Annotated in this window: 16 protein-coding genes; 10 read left to right on the forward strand and 6 right to left on the reverse strand. The window is 73.2% G+C overall.

Annotated elements, in window-relative coordinates:
- Positions 1-36: 36 nt before the first annotated feature.
- The 3 genes from sepH to ACFYYR_RS23060 form a co-directional block, all read right to left on the reverse strand.
- Entirely contained in the window at positions 37-1080 is a 1044-nt protein-coding gene (gene sepH / locus ACFYYR_RS23050; protein WP_388856579.1) for a septation protein SepH, read from the reverse strand.
- A 478-nt stretch (positions 1081-1558) separates the two neighbouring features.
- Positions 1559-2878 (reverse strand): D-arabinono-1,4-lactone oxidase, encoded by a 1320-nt coding sequence (locus ACFYYR_RS23055; RefSeq protein WP_388856582.1) that lies wholly within the window; start codon positions 2876-2878, stop codon positions 1559-1561.
- Entirely contained in the window at positions 2838-4103 is a 1266-nt protein-coding gene (locus ACFYYR_RS23060) for an MFS transporter (RefSeq protein ID WP_388856585.1), read from the reverse strand. The genes ACFYYR_RS23055 and ACFYYR_RS23060 overlap by 41 nt, the downstream gene beginning before the upstream one ends.
- A 108-nt stretch (positions 4104-4211) precedes the next feature.
- On the opposite strand from ACFYYR_RS23060, the gene ACFYYR_RS23065 reads away from it, so the two are divergent.
- Both ACFYYR_RS23065 and ACFYYR_RS23070 read left to right on the forward strand, forming a co-directional pair.
- Complete coding sequence (locus ACFYYR_RS23065; RefSeq protein WP_388856588.1) at positions 4212-5357, forward strand: ferrochelatase; 1146 nt, start codon at positions 4212-4214, stop codon at positions 5355-5357.
- Complete coding sequence (locus ACFYYR_RS23070) at positions 5354-6154, forward strand: inositol monophosphatase family protein (RefSeq protein ID WP_388856591.1); 801 nt, start codon at positions 5354-5356, stop codon at positions 6152-6154. The genes ACFYYR_RS23065 and ACFYYR_RS23070 overlap by 4 nt, the downstream gene beginning before the upstream one ends.
- Positions 6155-6387: 233 nt before the next feature.
- On the opposite strand, the gene ACFYYR_RS23075 is transcribed toward ACFYYR_RS23070, so the two are convergent.
- On the reverse strand, positions 6388-6561 hold the full coding sequence (locus ACFYYR_RS23075) for a hypothetical protein (RefSeq protein WP_351505070.1): 174 nt from the start codon (positions 6559-6561) through the stop codon (positions 6388-6390).
- A 375-nt stretch (positions 6562-6936) separates the two neighbouring features.
- Here ACFYYR_RS23075 and ACFYYR_RS23080 point away from each other — a divergent pair, with 375 nt between their 5' ends.
- The 4 genes from ACFYYR_RS23080 to ACFYYR_RS23095 all read left to right on the forward strand — a co-directional run bounded on the left by ACFYYR_RS23080 (position 6937) and on the right by ACFYYR_RS23095 (position 10375).
- Positions 6937-7590 (forward strand): response regulator transcription factor, encoded by a 654-nt coding sequence (locus ACFYYR_RS23080; protein ID WP_351505072.1) that lies wholly within the window; start codon positions 6937-6939, stop codon positions 7588-7590.
- Between the two features lie 3 nt (positions 7591-7593).
- Complete coding sequence (locus ACFYYR_RS23085; RefSeq protein ID WP_388856595.1) at positions 7594-8862, forward strand: sensor histidine kinase; 1269 nt, start codon at positions 7594-7596, stop codon at positions 8860-8862.
- A gap of 356 nt (positions 8863-9218) precedes the next feature.
- Complete coding sequence (locus ACFYYR_RS23090) at positions 9219-9518, forward strand: DUF4193 domain-containing protein (RefSeq protein WP_098754027.1); 300 nt, start codon at positions 9219-9221, stop codon at positions 9516-9518.
- Positions 9519-9532: 14 nt separating this feature from the next.
- Positions 9533-10375, forward strand: coding sequence for a hypothetical protein (locus ACFYYR_RS23095; protein ID WP_388856598.1), 843 nt, complete (start codon positions 9533-9535; stop codon positions 10373-10375).
- A 99-nt stretch (positions 10376-10474) separates the two neighbouring features.
- Here the strand turns inward: ACFYYR_RS23095 and ACFYYR_RS23100 are convergent, their stop codons facing one another.
- Positions 10475-10918, reverse strand: coding sequence for a DUF3093 domain-containing protein (locus ACFYYR_RS23100; RefSeq protein WP_388856601.1), 444 nt, complete (start codon positions 10916-10918; stop codon positions 10475-10477).
- Positions 10919-10977: 59 nt separating this feature from the next.
- On the opposite strand from ACFYYR_RS23100, the gene ACFYYR_RS23105 reads away from it, so the two are divergent.
- The 4 genes from ACFYYR_RS23105 (at position 10978) to hemC (ending at position 14083) form a co-directional block, all read left to right on the forward strand.
- Positions 10978-11562: a PaaI family thioesterase gene (locus ACFYYR_RS23105; RefSeq protein WP_388856604.1), complete on the forward strand. Its 585-nt coding sequence runs from the start codon at positions 10978-10980 to the stop codon at positions 11560-11562.
- On the forward strand, positions 11559-12074 hold the full coding sequence (gene dut, locus ACFYYR_RS23110) for a dUTP diphosphatase (protein ID WP_351505082.1): 516 nt from the start codon (positions 11559-11561) through the stop codon (positions 12072-12074). Before ACFYYR_RS23105 ends, dut begins: the two co-directional genes overlap by 4 nt.
- Before the next feature lies 1 nt (position 12075).
- Positions 12076-12864, forward strand: coding sequence for a DUF3710 domain-containing protein (locus ACFYYR_RS23115; RefSeq protein ID WP_388856607.1), 789 nt, complete (start codon positions 12076-12078; stop codon positions 12862-12864).
- A gap of 283 nt (positions 12865-13147) precedes the next feature.
- Entirely contained in the window at positions 13148-14083 is a 936-nt protein-coding gene (gene hemC, locus ACFYYR_RS23120) for a hydroxymethylbilane synthase (RefSeq protein ID WP_388856610.1), read from the forward strand.
- A gap of 81 nt (positions 14084-14164) precedes the next feature.
- Here hemC and ACFYYR_RS23125 read toward each other — a convergent pair whose 3' ends face one another.
- A complete protein-coding gene (locus ACFYYR_RS23125; protein ID WP_388856613.1) occupies positions 14165-14707 on the reverse strand; it encodes a GNAT family N-acetyltransferase in 543 nt (180 codons plus the stop codon).
- Between the last annotated feature and the right edge of the window lie 53 nt (positions 14708-14760).

The following is a 14760-nucleotide window of genomic DNA, read 5'->3' on the forward strand; positions in this document are numbered from 1 at the left end:
CCGTGGCCACGGCCCCCTCGGGCACCTGCGTTCCTGCTATTCCTGCTTCTTGCGGCGGGTGCCGAAGACGATCTCGTCCCAGCTGGGCACCGCGGCCCGGCGGCCCGGCCGCACGCCGTCCGCCTCGGCCTGCCGGTCCGTCGTGCCGGTCAGCCGGTCGCGGTGGCCCGCCACCGCACGCGGCATCAGCACGTCCGCGTACGCCGATCCGGCACCGGCCGCGGCGGGCGTCGCCGGTTCGGCCGTGGTCTCCGGCTCCTCCTCGTCCTCCTCGTCGGCCAGCGGGGACGCCACCGGCTCCGGCACGACCATGTCGCCCCGGAAGCTCGGCACCGCCTCCAGCAGACTGGTCAGCGAGTCCCGCTCACCGCTCTCCTCCGGCTCCGCGGAGGGAGCGGGCTGCGTGCGGTCCAGCGGCCGGTCCCGCGGCAGACGGGCGATCCGCGGAATGAACGGGAAGCTGGGCTCCGGGGTGTCGTCGGTCTCCCCGATCAGCGCCCGGGCCTCGTCGTCCACGGCCTGCACCAGCCGGCGCGGCGGGTCGTAGGTCCAGCTCGCCGAGTGCGGTTCGCCCGCGACCTCGTAGGCGAGCAGCACCTCCCAGGTGCCGTCGTCCCGCCGCCAGGAGTCCCACTGCACCGTGTCGCGGTCGGCGCCGCGCAGCAGCAGTCGCTCCGCCACCGCCTCGCCGAGCTGCGGTCCGGTGTTCTCGCCGGGCCGCCGGACGGGCGTCTTGCGGGCCCGCTCGGCCATGAACGCGCGCTCGGCCAGCACCGGGCCCTCGAAGCGCCGGACGCGGTCGACGGAGATGCCGGCGAGCTGCGCGACCTCCTCGGCGGAGGCACCGGCCCGTATCCGGGCCTGGATGTCGCGGGGGCGGAGGTGGCTCTCGACCTCGATCTCGATCTGGCCCAGCCGGGCCCGGTCGTTGCGCACGGCCGCGCGCAGACGTTCGTCGATCGGAAGGGTGTACTCCGTGCTGTCCGCAGCCTTCAGCACCAGCCGTGTGCCGTCGTTGCTGACGGCCACGACACGCAGTTCGGGCATGGGGACCTCCCGGGTGGTGCCTGCCGACGTCACGTGCGTCGCTGCTTCCGCTGGACGAGTGTGGCCTGCCCGGGTGCAGCCTGCCACAACATTGCCGTGTTTCCCGGCGTGTCGGGCATGCGCCCGAATCCGCCGTTATGACACGGTTACCGATTCGCCACTCTCCGTGACCGTGCCGTTCCGTTGTGCGCCGTTACCCGTGTCCTTCCGCGGCTCCGCCGGGTCGAGTGCCGCCTCCGGCCCCCTCCGGTAGGTCCGGGCGGCCGGACGAGGAACCGGAGCCAGGGCTGGCCACAGTACTCCATTCGGACCATGCAGGTGGACCCGCCGCGCGGCCGAACTTCTGGCCGGGTGGGGGAGTTGGCTGCCACGGCGTCGAATCGGGGACGGGGATGTTCACGGCATCCATTCAATCGGAGCCCGACAATCCGCTTGGTGGCGGGGTGGCTCGGCGCCGGCGAGGGCGGGGCGGAAGCGGCAGGTGGCCCGGGTGCCGGCCGCCCCGCGGCCGTCACTCTCCGAGCACGCGCCGCAGATACGCGTTGCCGAAGACCCGCCCGGGGTCCAGCCGGTCGCGCAGCGCGGTGAATTCACCGAACCGGGGGTAGACGCCCTCCAGATATCCGGCGTCACGGCTGTGCAGCTTGCCCCAGTGCGGCCGGCCGCCGTGGGCCGTCATGATCCGCTCCACGGCGGTGAAGTACGCCTGGTGCGGAGTGCCCCGGTACAGGTGCACGGCGATGTAGGCGGTGTCCCGGCCCGAGGCGGTGGACAGCGTGATGTCGTCGGCGGGGGCGGTGCGGACCTCCACCGGGAAGCTGATCCGCAGCGGGGAGCGCTCGGTCATCGCCTTCACCTCGTGCAGCGCCGGCATCGCGGCCTCCCGCGGCAGCGCGTACTCCATCTCGACGAACCGCACCCGGCGGGGAGTGGTGAACACCTTGTACGGGATGTCGGTGTAGGTGCGGGCCGACAGTGCGCGGCTGGCCACCCGGGCGATGCCGGGGATGAGCGCGGGCACCGCCCGGCCCACCGAACAGGCCGCCTGGAACACCCCGTTGGAGAGCAGCTCGTCCTCGACCCAGCCGCTGACCCGCCCCGGCGGGCGGGCCGGACCGGCGCTGCGGTTGTTCCGCTTGGTGTTGCAGTTCGCGGTGTGCGGAAACCAGTAGAACTCGAAGTGCTCGTTCTCGGCCACGTGTTGATCGAACTCCGCCATAACCTGCTCGAAACCCATGGGTTCCTCACGGGCGGTGATCAGGAACAGCGGCTCCACCGCGAAGGTGACGGCCGTGACGACGCCGAGGGCGCCCAGCCCGATCCGGGCCGCCGCGAAGATCTCGGGGTGCTCCTCGGCGGAGCAGGTGAGCACCGAACCGTCCGCGGTGACCAGTTCGAGCGCCGTGATCTGGGCGGCGATCGAGGCGGAGTCCCGGCCGGTGCCATGGGTGCCGGTGCTGACGGCACCCGCCACGGTCTGCGCCATGATGTCACCCATATTGGTGAGCGAGAGGCCCTGCGCGGCGAGTGTTTCGTTGAGGTGCCGCAGCGAGGTGCCCGCGGCGGCCGTCACGGTCCCGGCCGCGCGGTCGATCCGCCGGATGCCGGTGAGCCGGTCGGGGCGTATGAGCACCCCGTCGGTCGCGGCGGCGGCGGTGAAGGAGTGGCCGGTGCCGGCCGGTTTCACCGTCAGGCCCTCCGCGGCGGCGGCCGTCACGATCCGCGCCACCTCGTCGGCGGAGGCCGGTGCCGGGGTCCGGACCGGCCGGGCGGTGACGTTCCCCGCCCAGTTACGCCAGGCTGTGCCGTTCTCGATCGTCGTCGTTCGCACTGGACCCTCCCCTTCCCCGCGGACGGGGCGTCCCCGTCCGCTCGGCGGCCGGCCGGAGCCGGCGGTATCCCAGGAGCGCGATGGCGGCCGCGGACGCTCCGGCCGCCGCCGGTACCGCGTATCCGGCGTCGGCACCGGCGCTGTCGACCACCCATCCCGCGGCCGACGAGCCGAGCGCCACCCCGACCGTGATCCCGGTGGTCGTCCAGGTGATGCCCTCGGTCAGCTTGGCGCGCGGTACGTGCTGCTCGACGAGGCCCATGGTGGTCACCATCGTGGGAGCGACGGACAGGCCCGCGACGAAGAGCGCCCCGGCCAGCAACACCAGGTTCCCGGCCAGTAGCAGAGGGATCATACTCACGGCCATCGTGAGGAAACCCAGCAGCCACCGGCGGGCGGCCGGTCCCGTCGGGTGCAGCAGCCCGAAGACCGCGCCCGCCAGGCAGGACCCCAGGGCGAAGACCGCGAGCACCACACTCGCCGCCGCCTTGTGCCCCTCCTCCTCGGCGAATGCCACCGTCACCACGTCCACCGCGCCGAAGACGACGCCGGTCGCGACCAGGGCGGCCACCAGCACCCGCAGGCCGGGCGAGCGGAGCGCGGAGCCCGGGGTGTGCTCCTCGCGGGGCGCGGGCACCGGCTCGGTGGCCCGCTGGGCGGTGAACCAGAGGATGCCGGTGACCAGGAACACCAGCGCCAGCAGCGGACCCGCCGCCGGGAACCAGGCGGTGGACAGGCCGATCGAGACGATCGGGCCGAGGATGAAGCAGACCTCGTCGACGATCGACTCCCAGGCGTACGCCGTGTGCAGGGCGCGCGGCGCGTCCCGGTGCAGCGCCGCCCAGCGGGCGCGGACCATCGACCCGAGGCCGGGCACGCACCCGGCGCCCGCGGCGAACACGAACAGCAGCCAGTCCGGCGCGCCCTGCTGGGCGCAGACCAGGAGTCCGGCGACGGCGCCGGCCGAGACCAGGGCGGTCGGGCGCAGCACCCGGCGCTGACCGTGCCGGTCGACCAGCCGGGACATCTGCGGGCCGAGCACCGCCATCGAGAGCGCGAGGGTGGCCGAGAGCGCGCCCGCCAGCCCGTAGCGGCCGGTCAGCTGGGAGATCATCGTGACCACGCCGACGCCCATCATCGACATCGGCATCCGCCCCAGGAACCCCGCGGCCGAGAACCCCTTCGCACCGGGTGCGGCGAAGATCGCGCGATAGGGGCTGGGCAACGGGTCACTCCGCGGTAAGGAATGTCGGGGCCCGAACAGATTACGGGCGGACGGCCGCGGCCGCCGCCCGTTTTCCGGCCGCCGCCGGCGGGTGGCAGGATCGGGAGCATGCCCGCACATCCGGCCCATGCCCCCTATGACGCCCTGCTGCTCCTGTCCTTCGGCGGCCCGGAGGGGCCGGACGACGTCGTGCCGTTCCTGGAGAACGTCACCCGCGGCCGCGGCATCCCCCGCGAGCGGCTGAAGGAGGTGGGCCGGCACTACTTCCTCTTCGGCGGGGTCAGCCCGATCAACGCGCAGAACCGGGAGCTGCTGGAAGCCCTGCGCAAGGACTTCGCGGAGCACGGGCTCGGCCTGCCCGTCCACTGGGGCAACCGCAACTGGGCGCCCTGTCTGACGGACACCCTGCGGGAGATGGTGACCGAGGGCCGGCGCCGCATCCTCGTCCTCGCCACCAGCGCGTACGCCTCGTACTCCGGCTGCCGTCAGTACCGGGAGAACCTGGCCGACGCGCTGGCCGCGCTGGAGGCCGAGGGCCTGCCGCTGCCGCAGGTGGACAAGCTGCGGCTGTACTTCAACCACCCCGGCTTCGTCCGGCCCATGGTGGACCGGACCCTCGCGGCGCTCGCCGAACTGCCGGAGGAGGTGCGCGCGGGGGCCCACCTCGCCTTCACCACGCACTCCGTCCCGACCGCCGCCGCCGACACCTCGGGCCCGGCGTCCGGGCACGGCGACGGCGGGGCGTACGTCGCCCAGCACCTGGACGTGGCCCGGCAGATCGCCGAGGCCGTGGCCCGGGAGACGGGCACCGAGCACCCGTGGCGGCTCGTCTACCAGTCGCGCAGCGGCGCCCCGCACATCCCCTGGCTGGAACCGGACATCTGCGACCACCTGGAGGAGCTGCACGGCGCGGGGGCGCCGGCGGCGGTGATGGTCCCGATCGGCTTCGTCTCCGACCACATGGAGGTGAAGTACGACCTCGACACCGAGGCCGCGGCCAAGGCCGCCGAACTGGGGCTGCCGGTCTCCCGCGCCGGAACCGTCGGCGCCGACCCGCGGTTCGTCGAGGCGGTCCGCGAGCTGGTCCTGGAGCGCGCGGCGACGGAGCAGGGGCGCTCGGTGGAGCGCTGCGCGCTGGGCGCCCTCGGCCCCAGCCACGATCTGTGCCCCGTGGGCTGCTGCCCCGGCCGCACCCCGCGCCCGGCCGCCGCCGGCGCGGACAGCCCGTACCAGCCACTGCAGGGGGCCCGGTGAACCACCAGCTCACGGACGAACTTCTCGCACTCGCCCTGGAGGCCGCCCGCCGCGCGGGCACGCTGCTCCGCGACGGCCGTCCCGAGGACCTCGGCGTCGCCGCCACCAAGTCCAGCGCGATCGACGTGGTCACCGAGATGGACATCGCCTCCGAGAAGCTGATCACCGGCTTCCTGGCGCAGGCGCGGCCGCACGACGGCTTCCTCGGCGAGGAGGGATCCAGCACCGAGGGCACCAGCGGCGTCCGCTGGGTGATCGACCCCATCGACGGCACGGTCAACTACCTGTACGGGCTGCCCTCGTGGGCGGTGAGCATCGCCGCGGAGATCGACGGCGAGACGGCCGTCGGCGTGGTGGCGGTCCCGATGCGTGGCGAAACGTTCCGGGCGGTCCGCGGCGGCGGTGCGTACCTCGGCGACCGGCCCCTGGAGTGCCGCACCGCACCCCGGCTGGCGGAGGCCCTGATCGCCACCGGCTTCGGCTACCGCACCGAGCGCAAGGCGGGCCAGGCGGAGGTGGTGCACCGGCTGCTCACCCGGGTCCGGGACATCCGCCGCGGCGGCGCCGCCGCGATCGACCTCTGCGATGTGGCCGCCGGCCGCCTCAACGGCTACTACGAGCGCGGGATCAACCCGTGGGACTACGCGGCGGGCGAGCTGATCGCCCGGGAGGCGGGCGCGCTCACCGGCGGACGCCCCGGGGAGAAGCTGACCGGGGAACTCGCGGTCGCCGCCGCTCCCGGGGTCTTCGAGCCCCTCCAGGCGCTGCTGGAGGAGCTCGGCGCCTGGCACGACTGACGGGGGCCGGGGCCCGCTGAACGGGCCGCACGGCGCCGTCCGGGGCCCGTGCGCCCTGCCCTCCGCGCGGCCCGCCGCCCGCGACGGAGCGCTCGGCGCAGGGCAGAGCGCACAGCCACGGCAGAGCGCACAGCACACGGCAGAGCGCGAGGCACACGGCAGAGCGCGAGGCAAACGACAGGGCCCCGGAACCGAGCGGTTCCGGGGCCCTGTCGCAGTGAGACGGTTCGGTGTCAGGCGCTGAGAGCGTTGATCTCCACACCATGATCGGCGGCCAGGCGGTGCAGGTCGTCCAGCTCGGACTGCTCCACCTCGGCGAGGAAGTCGTCGCCCGACTCGCGAGCGCGCGTCAGATCGGACTCGGTGGTTCGTATACGCTGCAGAATTCCTGCGGTGAACGCGTCCATTGCGCCCCCTCGTCGTGGGTCGATGGCACGGGGGTGTGCCGACGGCGGGTGATCACACATCGTGGGTCCTGCGGGGACAGCAGACCGCGGCGTACCGCTCGACACGGCGTGATCTCGGGTGTGCAATCGTCCTCCCCCTCCCTCGGGGCGGAGAAACCTCAACACCCCGAGATTCCTGAATTTTCCCTTCCAGCCGTGGTCCGCCGTGCTTTGTGCCCCCGGCCGCCGTCCGGACCCCCAGGACCGCGCGACCTCGTGGGGCGCTCCTCGCGCACGGACCTCTTACCGCCGGTTTACGAGACTTCGGGGCAGGATGGAGGGGCTCACCCGAGGACATCAGGCCTGCCCACAGGCCCGTAGGGAAGGAATTGCACCGTGCGTGTACTCGTCGTCGAGGACGAGCAACTGCTCGCCGATGCGGTGGCCACCGGACTGCGCCGGGAGGCCATGGCCGTCGACGTCGTGTACGACGGGGCCGCCGCGCTGGAGCGGATCGAGGTCAACGACTACGACGTCCTCGTCCTCGACCGCGATCTGCCGCAGGTCCACGGTGACGACGTGTGCCGCAAGGTCGTCGAGCTCGGGCTGCCCACCCGCGTGCTGATGCTGACGGCCTCCGGCGACGTCAGCGATCGCGTGGAGGGCCTGGAGATCGGCGCGGACGACTACCTCCCCAAGCCCTTCGCGTTCAGCGAGCTCATCGCCCGGGTGCGGGCCCTGGGCCGCCGCACGACCGTCGCGCTGCCCCCGGTCCTGGAACGCGCCGGGATCAAGCTGGACCCGAACCGGCGCGAGGTGTTCCGCGACGGCAAGGAGGTGCAGCTGGCACCCAAGGAGTTCGCGGTGCTCGAGGTGCTCATGCGCAGCGAGGGAACCGTGGTGTCGGCCGAGCAGCTCCTGGAGAAGGCCTGGGACGAGAACACCGACCCGTTCACCAACGTCGTCCGGGTCACCGTGATGACGCTCCGCCGCAAGCTCGGCGAGCCCGCGGTGATCGTCACGGTGCCCGGCTCCGGATACCGGATCTGACCGATGGCACAGACACCCGCGCCCCCGGCCGCCCCGCCGCGGCCCACCTGGGACCCCCCGCACCAGCCGCCCCGCCCCTTCCCCTGGCTGCGCCCGACGATCCGGATACGGCTCACCCTGCTCTACGGCGGCATGTTCCTGATCGCGGGCATCCTGCTGCTCTCGATCATCTATCTGCTGGCCGCGCAGGCGCTGAACGTGGGCACCGAGCCGCTGTTCAAGCTCCTCCCGGAGAGCAAGGTGGCGCTGACCAGCAACGCCTGTCGCGGTCTCCGTGCGGGGATGTCGGCGAGCGAGGCCAATGTCGTCCTCGACGCCTGCATGGACCAGCAGCGGCATGCGGCGCTCGACGACCTGCTGAGCCGCTCGCTGCTCGCCCTGCTGGGCCTGAGCGTCCTCGCCTTCGCCTTCGGCTACGCCATGGCCGGCCGGGTCCTCTCGCCGCTGGGCCGGATCACCCGCACCGCCCAGCTGGTCGTCGGCTCCGAGCTCTCCCGCCGGATCGAACTGGAGGGCCCGGACGACGAGTTGAAGGAGCTGGCCGACACCTTCGACGAGATGCTGGACCGGCTCGCCCGCGCCTTCGACGCGCAGAGACGGTTCGTGGCCAACGCCTCGCACGAGCTGCGCACCCCACTGGCGATCAACCGCACCCTGCTGGAGGTGCAGCTCTCCGACCCGGAGGCGCCGCCGGAGCTGACCCAGCTGGGCAAGACGCTGCTGGCCACCAATGAGCGCAGCGAGCAGCTGGTGGAGGGGCTCCTGCTGCTGGCGCGCAGCGAGAACGAGCTCGTCGACCGCAAGCCGGTGGACCTCGCCGAGGTCGCCCTGCGGGCCATCGAGCAGATCCGCGCCGAGGCCGAGGCCAAGGGGCTCCTGCTGCGCGGCGAGCGGGCGCCGGTGATCGTCCAGGGCAACGGCGTCCTGCTGGAGCGGGTCGCGCTGAACCTGGTGCAGAATGCCGCGCGGTACAACACGGCGGACGGCTGGATCGAGGTCACCACCGAGGCCCTGCCGGGGCAGGCGGTGCTGACCGTCTCCAACACCGGTCCGGTGGTCCCGGCCTACGAGGTGGACAGCATCTTCGAGCCGTTCCGCAGGCTGCGGACCGAGCGGACCGGGAGCGACAAGGGCGTCGGGCTCGGGCTGTCGATCGTCCGGTCGGTGGCGCGGGCGCACGGTGGCCGGATCACGGCGGAGCCCCGCGAGGGAGGGGGGCTGGTGATGCGCGTCACGCTGCCCGTCCGGGACCCGGAATCCCGTTCGCCGTGAGCGGAATTCCCGGGCTCCGTCGCTGGTGGATTCGTGTGTGATCGATCACATGCGCGAATTTCGGGCCATCTACGCTCCGTGGTCGCAAAGGTCGCCGGAAAGCCGGGAAAATCCGGGTTTCCCGGGCCCCTGATCACGGGAAGTACACGGGGTGGCGCCCGTGAGTGCGACATTCGGACCGTGTACGGTCCCGATCGCCATCCAACCCGATCACCTCTTCAGGGGTGCGGTTGGGTGTCGATTGAGTAACAGACCTTGATGTGAGGCAAAATCTCCGCCTCGGGTCGGGCACAAGTCCGGCCTCTCACGCGTTACGTGCGCTGAGACACCGCAGACACCCAGAGGGGGAGAGCGACATGGCAACGGACTACGACACTCCACGCAAGACCGATGACGAACTCAACGAGGACAGCATCGAGGAGCTGAAGGCCCGGCGGAACGACAAGTCGACGTCCAGCGTCGACGTCGACGAGTTCGAGCAGGCCGAGGGCCTCGAGCTGCCGGGTGCGGACCTCTCCAACGAGGAGCTGTCCGTGCGGGTGCTGCCCCGCCAGGCCGACGAGTTCACCTGCATGAGCTGTTTCCTCGTGCACCACCGGAGCCAGCTGGCCGCCGAGAAGAACGGCCAGCCGATCTGCCGCGACTGCGCGGCCTGAGACCGGGACGGGCCGTGACTGGCTCCACCCCGCCCCACACGGGCCCCGACGGGCCCGCGGACGCACGCGACGAGCGAGGCCGGGCGGCCTCGCTCGCAGCAGCGGCGGGCCGCGGTGTGCGGCTGGGCGGTCGCGGGGTCCGCATGGGCCTCTCGGTGGTCGTCGACCGGATCATCGAGATCGCGCCACGGATCCCCGTCCGCGATCTGGCCACGCTCCGCCGCCAGTACCCGGGCATGGGCCCGGAGCAGATCGCCGACCGGCTGGTGACGTCCGCCACCCGCGGCTCGGCCGCCGTCGGTGCGGGTGTGGGCGCGGCCGCGATGCTGCCGGTGCCGCCCGCCATGCCGGCCGAGCTCGCGACCGAGGTGGTCGGCGTCGCCTCGGTGGAGATCAAACTCATCGCCGAGCTGCACGAGGTGTACGGCCTGCCGGTCGCCGGAAGCCGCACCCAGCGGGCCACCGCCTACCTCACCTCCTGGGCCGAGGAGCGCGGCGTCGACGTGTCCAAGCCGTCGAGCCTCAACGTCGCCCTCGGCGGTCAGATGCGGCGGGAGCTGCGGCAGCAGATCCTCAAGCGGACCGTGCGCAACATGCCCAACCTGATTCCGTTCATGGTCGGGGCCACGGTCGGCGCGATGATGAACCGGCGCAGCACCAAGCGGCTCGCCGAGAAGATCCGCAAGGACCTCCGCACCCGGCAGGTCCCCTGGAGCCGGCTGCCCGCACCGGGCCCCTCCTGGGAGGCCGAGGGCGTCGACGAGCTGGGCAGCCCCAAGGCGCTCCAGCACCCGCACCCCGACCCGCGCCCCGAACCGGAGCCCGGCGCCCCGCGGCGGCCGGACCGGGACGCCTGAGCCCCCGGAGCTCGACGCCCGAGCCGTTGGGGCTCGGCGCATTCCACGCGGGCATGCTCCGTGCGTCGGCTCGGGCACCCGGCCCGCCGGAACGCGGCGTCAGGCGCGGACGGCCGAGAGCGCCGCGGCCAGCCCCTCCGGGTCCCGGGTCGACAGATAGACGTACGGCGTGGGGTCCGCCGGATCCGTGATCTCCACCCGCAGTGCGGTGGGAATGTAGCTGCGCAGCACCATGAAGGCCCGCGGATCGGCCTTGTAGCTGCGCCAGGCGGCCGCCTCGTCGGCGTTCAGCACCTCGGCGGCTCCCAGGGCCTCGACCGGAATGCGCGCGTCTCCGGCGACCAGTGAGCCCGCCACGACCCGGATCCGGGCCGAGCCGTACGAGCTCACCGCGGCCATGGCGAGCGCCGTACCGCCGATCACCCCGCCCAGCATCGGCAGGATGCCGAAGGGGAGCAGGATGAGCCCCAGGGAGACCCCCGCCAGCGTGGCGACGAGCCACCACGATCGGGGGGCGGTGAGGCGTTCGTCGAAGGACTGCATGGGCACAAGCTTGGCACGGCACCGCTGTCCGCAGGCGCGCGCGGGTAGGGTCAGCACTCGTGAGTGGACCAACTGCATCGCTGAGGCCGCCGGCCGACGCCCAACCGCCGGTACGGCACCCCGACGCCCCTGCCCCCGGAGAGCTCCTCGGAGCCCACTACGACCAGTGCTTCGGCTGCGGCGGGAGCCAGCCGCACGGCCTGCATCTGGCGGCGCGTGCCGGGCAGGGGGTGAGCGTCACCGCCGATTTCACGGTGAAGCCCGCCCACCAGGGCGCCCCGGGGCTGGCGCACGGCGGTGTGCTGGCGACGGCCCTGGACGAGACCCTGGGCTCGCTGAACTGGCTGCTGCGGGTGATCGCGGTGACCGGGCGGCTGGAGACCGACTTCGTCCGGCCGGTGCCGGTGGACACGGTGCTGTACCTCGACGCGCACGTCACCGCGGTGGCGGGCCGGAAGATCTACTCGTCGGCGGTCGGCCGGATCGGCGGCCCCGAGGGGCCCGTCGCGGTGCGGGCCGACGCCCTCTTCATCGAGGTGAAGGTGGACCACTTCATCGAGCACGGCCGGCCCGCCGAGATCAAGGCCGCGCTCGAGGATCCCGACCAGACCAAGGTCGCACGTGCGTTCGAGGTGAATCCGTGAGCCGTCTCCCTGTCGATGTCCTGATCCGGCGCCTGGACGCCGAGGTCCCGCTCCCCGCCTACGGCCACCCCGGGGACGCCGGCGCCGACCTCGTCACCACCGAGGCGGCCGAGCTGGCCCCCGGTGAGCGGGCCGTGCTGCCGACCGGGGTGTCGATCGCCCTGCCGGACGGGTACGCCGCCTTCGTCCATCCGCGTTCCGGCCTGGCCGCCCGCTGCGGCGTCGCCCTGGTGAATGCGCCCGGGACGGTCGATGCCGGGTACCGTGGAGAGATCAAGGTGATCGTGGTCAATCTGGACCCGCGCGAGAGCGTGCGGTTCGAGCGTTTCGACCGCATCGCCCAACTGGTTGTCCAGCAGGTCGAGAAGGTGCGCTTCCATGAGGTCGCGGAACTTCCCGGCTCCGCGCGGGCCGGAGGGGGCTTCGGCTCCACCGGCGGCCATGCCGCGGTGGGCGGCCCTGTCGGGGGACATGATTTCGCAGCGGTCGTAACCGACCGGGAAGGACAGTGACGTGTTCGGACGTCGTCGCAAGGAAAGCGCAGACGCCAGGAATGCTGCGGGCACAGCCGGCGGCCCGGCCGACGGCGTGGGCTCGGACGAGTTCGAGCCGGACGACGCCGCGGAGGACACCGGGCAGCGCCGGGTGAGCCTGCCGCCGGCACCGCGCCCGGACGGCCCCTGGGACATCTCGGAGGTGCGGGACCCCGCCGAGGGGCGAGTGGATCTCGGCGGCATCCTCGTACCCGGGGTCGAGGGCATGGAGCTGCGGGTCGAGGTCGCCGGTGACGCGATCGTCGCCGCGACCGTCGTGGTGCGCGACAGTGCGGTCCAGCTGCAGGCGTTCGCCGCACCCAAGAAGGAAGGCATCTGGGGCGAGGTGCGCGAGGAGATCGCCACCGGCATCACCCAGCAGGGCGGTGTGGTCGACGAGGTCGAGGGCCCGCTCGGCTGGGAGCTGCGCGCCCAGGTCCCGGTCCAGCTGCCGGACGGCACCAACGGCGTGCAGATGGTGCGCTTCATCGGGGTCGACGGACCGCGCTGGTTCCTGCGCGGTGTGATCTCCGGTCAGGGCGCGGTGCAGCCGGAGGCGGCCGGTCTGCTGGAGCAGGTCTTCAAGGACTCGGTCGTGGTGCGCGGTGACGCGCCGATGGCGCCCCGCGACCCGATCGTGCTCAAGCTGCCGAACGACGCGCAGATGGTGCCCGAGGGCGTGCAGCAGGAGCAGGCCGACGAGAGCTCGCGGTTCGCGGGCGGCGTCGACCGGCTCACCCGCGGCCCCGAGATCACCGAGGTGCGCTGACCCGGCATGCGCGCGTGGTGCGGGCCGGTTCCGGGAGTCCCCGGGGCCGGCCCGCCTGCGTATGCGCGGCCTGTGCCCGCCCGTCGCGCCAGTGGCCCGGACCGACCGCTGGGTCACCCGGTCGGGTAACGCTCCGTCCGGGCCGGGCGACCGGTCCCGAGCGGACCACGGGGGGCAGGACATGCCCCGGAGCCCTGCCCTTCCGCGCGTCGGCGGACGCTCCCCCGGCACTGGGCCCCCGGCCGGTGCCGGGGGAGCGGAGCTGACGCTCTATCGTGTCCGCATGCCGTCCGCCGAACTGATCCGTATCGTCTCGCGTTCCTCACCGATGGCCCTGGCCCAGGTGGAGCGCGTCCGCGCCGAACTGGCCCAGCTGCACCCCGGAATGCGCACCGAGGTCGTCCCCGTCACCACCTCCGGGGACCGGTGGATGGGCGATCTGTCGAAGCTCGGCGGCAAGGGGGCCTTCACCAAGGAGGTCGACGCCGCGCTGCTCGCCGGTGAGGCGGACCTCGCGGTGCACTGCATGAAGGACGTGCCCGCGGACCGGCCGCTGCCGGCCGGAACGGTCTTCGCGGCCTACCTCGAGCGCGACGACATCCGCGACGCGCTGGTGCACCCCGGCGGGCTGACGCTGGATCAGCTTCCGGCGGGGACCCGGATCGGCACCTCGTCGGTGCGCCGGGTCGCCCAGCTCGCCGTCTCCCACCCGCACCTGGAGTGCGTGCCGATGCGCGGCAACGCCAACCGGCGGCTGGAGAAGATGGAGGCGGGCGCGGCCGACGCGCTGCTGCTCGCCGTCTCCGGGCTGGAGCGGATCGGGCTGACCTCCCGGATCACCGAGATCCTGTCGGTCGAGGCGATGTGCCCGCCGATCGGCGCCGGGGTCCTCGGCCTGCAGTGCCGGGAGGAGGACACCGCGACCATCGACGCGGTCTCCGGGCTCGGGCACCACGGCACCTGGCGCGAGACCACCGCGGAGCGGATGTTCCTCCACGTCCTCCAGGGCCACTGCAACTCGCCGATCGCCGGGTACGCGCGGGCCGAGCGGGACGGGCGGCTCTCGCTGCGCGCCCGGGCGTTCTCCCCGGACGGCAAGACCGTGCTGGACGCGCACGAGTGGGCCGGTCCGCTCGACCCCGCCACCCTCGGCACCTCGGTGGCCGTGGCGCTGCTGCGGCAGGGGGCCCGGGAGCTGATCGACACCATTCCGCACTGAGCGGCCGCCCTGCCGCACCGGGGCCGGTGAGCGGGCCCCGGGCGGCGACCGCCCGGACCGCCGGGGCTCTGCTTCCGCGGGCTACCAGACGGCGCCGTCCCGCCAGTCGCACACCAGCACCCCGGTGAGGCCGGGGGCCGCCCCCGCCGGGAGCACGTAGGTGCTGCCGTCGTCCTCCGGGGTGCGCTCCATGCCGGACGGCGTGAGCACACAGGTCCGGCCCTGCCAGGCCTGCCAGCCGCGGGCCGCGTAGAACCCGGCGGCGTCGTCCGCGGCGGAGAGCGCGCCCAGGGCGTACCCGCCGCGGATCACCCGCTCCAGCTCCGCCATCACCCGGGCGCCGTGGCCCTGCCCGCGCCGGTCGGCACGGACCGCGACGCCCTCCACGTAGCCGGTGCGCAGGGCCCGGCCGGCGTGCAGCAGCCGCCGCTGCACCACGGCGCCGTGCGCGATCAGCTCGCCGTCCTCCCGCACCAGGACGTGCACGCCGCCCAGCGCGTGGTCCCAGTCCACATCGGAGAAATCGCCCTCGAACGCGGCATCCAGCAGCATCCGTATCGCCTTGCGTGCGTCCGCGTCCAGGTCGGCGCTGTGGGCCGTCCGTACCTCTGTCATGGCGATCATCCTTGCAGCCGGCGGCCTCCGGTACTACTGATCTTGCGGAGCGGATCGGGGCT

The organism is Streptomyces sp. NPDC001922, assembly GCF_042891165.1.
GTDB lineage: Bacteria > Actinomycetota > Actinomycetes > Streptomycetales > Streptomycetaceae > Streptomyces.

What these genes read in the sequence shown, in the direction of transcription:
- ACFYYR_RS23065 (WP_388856588.1), top strand. Translation starts at nt 4,212, where the DNA reads ATGCCCGCACATCCGGCCCATGCCCCCTATGACGCCCTGCTGCTCCTG.
- ACFYYR_RS23075 (WP_351505070.1), bottom strand. Translation starts at nt 6,561, where the DNA reads ATGGACGCGTTCACCGCAGGAATTCTGCAGCGTATACGAACCACCGAG.
- ACFYYR_RS23085 (WP_388856595.1), top strand. Translation starts at nt 7,594, where the DNA reads ATGGCACAGACACCCGCGCCCCCGGCCGCCCCGCCGCGGCCCACCTGG.
- ACFYYR_RS23090 (WP_098754027.1), top strand. Translation starts at nt 9,219, where the DNA reads ATGGCAACGGACTACGACACTCCACGCAAGACCGATGACGAACTCAAC.
- ACFYYR_RS23100 (WP_388856601.1), bottom strand. Translation starts at nt 10,918, where the DNA reads ATGCAGTCCTTCGACGAACGCCTCACCGCCCCCCGATCGTGGTGGCTC.
- hemC (WP_388856610.1), top strand. Translation starts at nt 13,148, where the DNA reads ATGCCGTCCGCCGAACTGATCCGTATCGTCTCGCGTTCCTCACCGATG.
- ACFYYR_RS23125 (WP_388856613.1), bottom strand. Translation starts at nt 14,707, where the DNA reads ATGATCGCCATGACAGAGGTACGGACGGCCCACAGCGCCGACCTGGAC.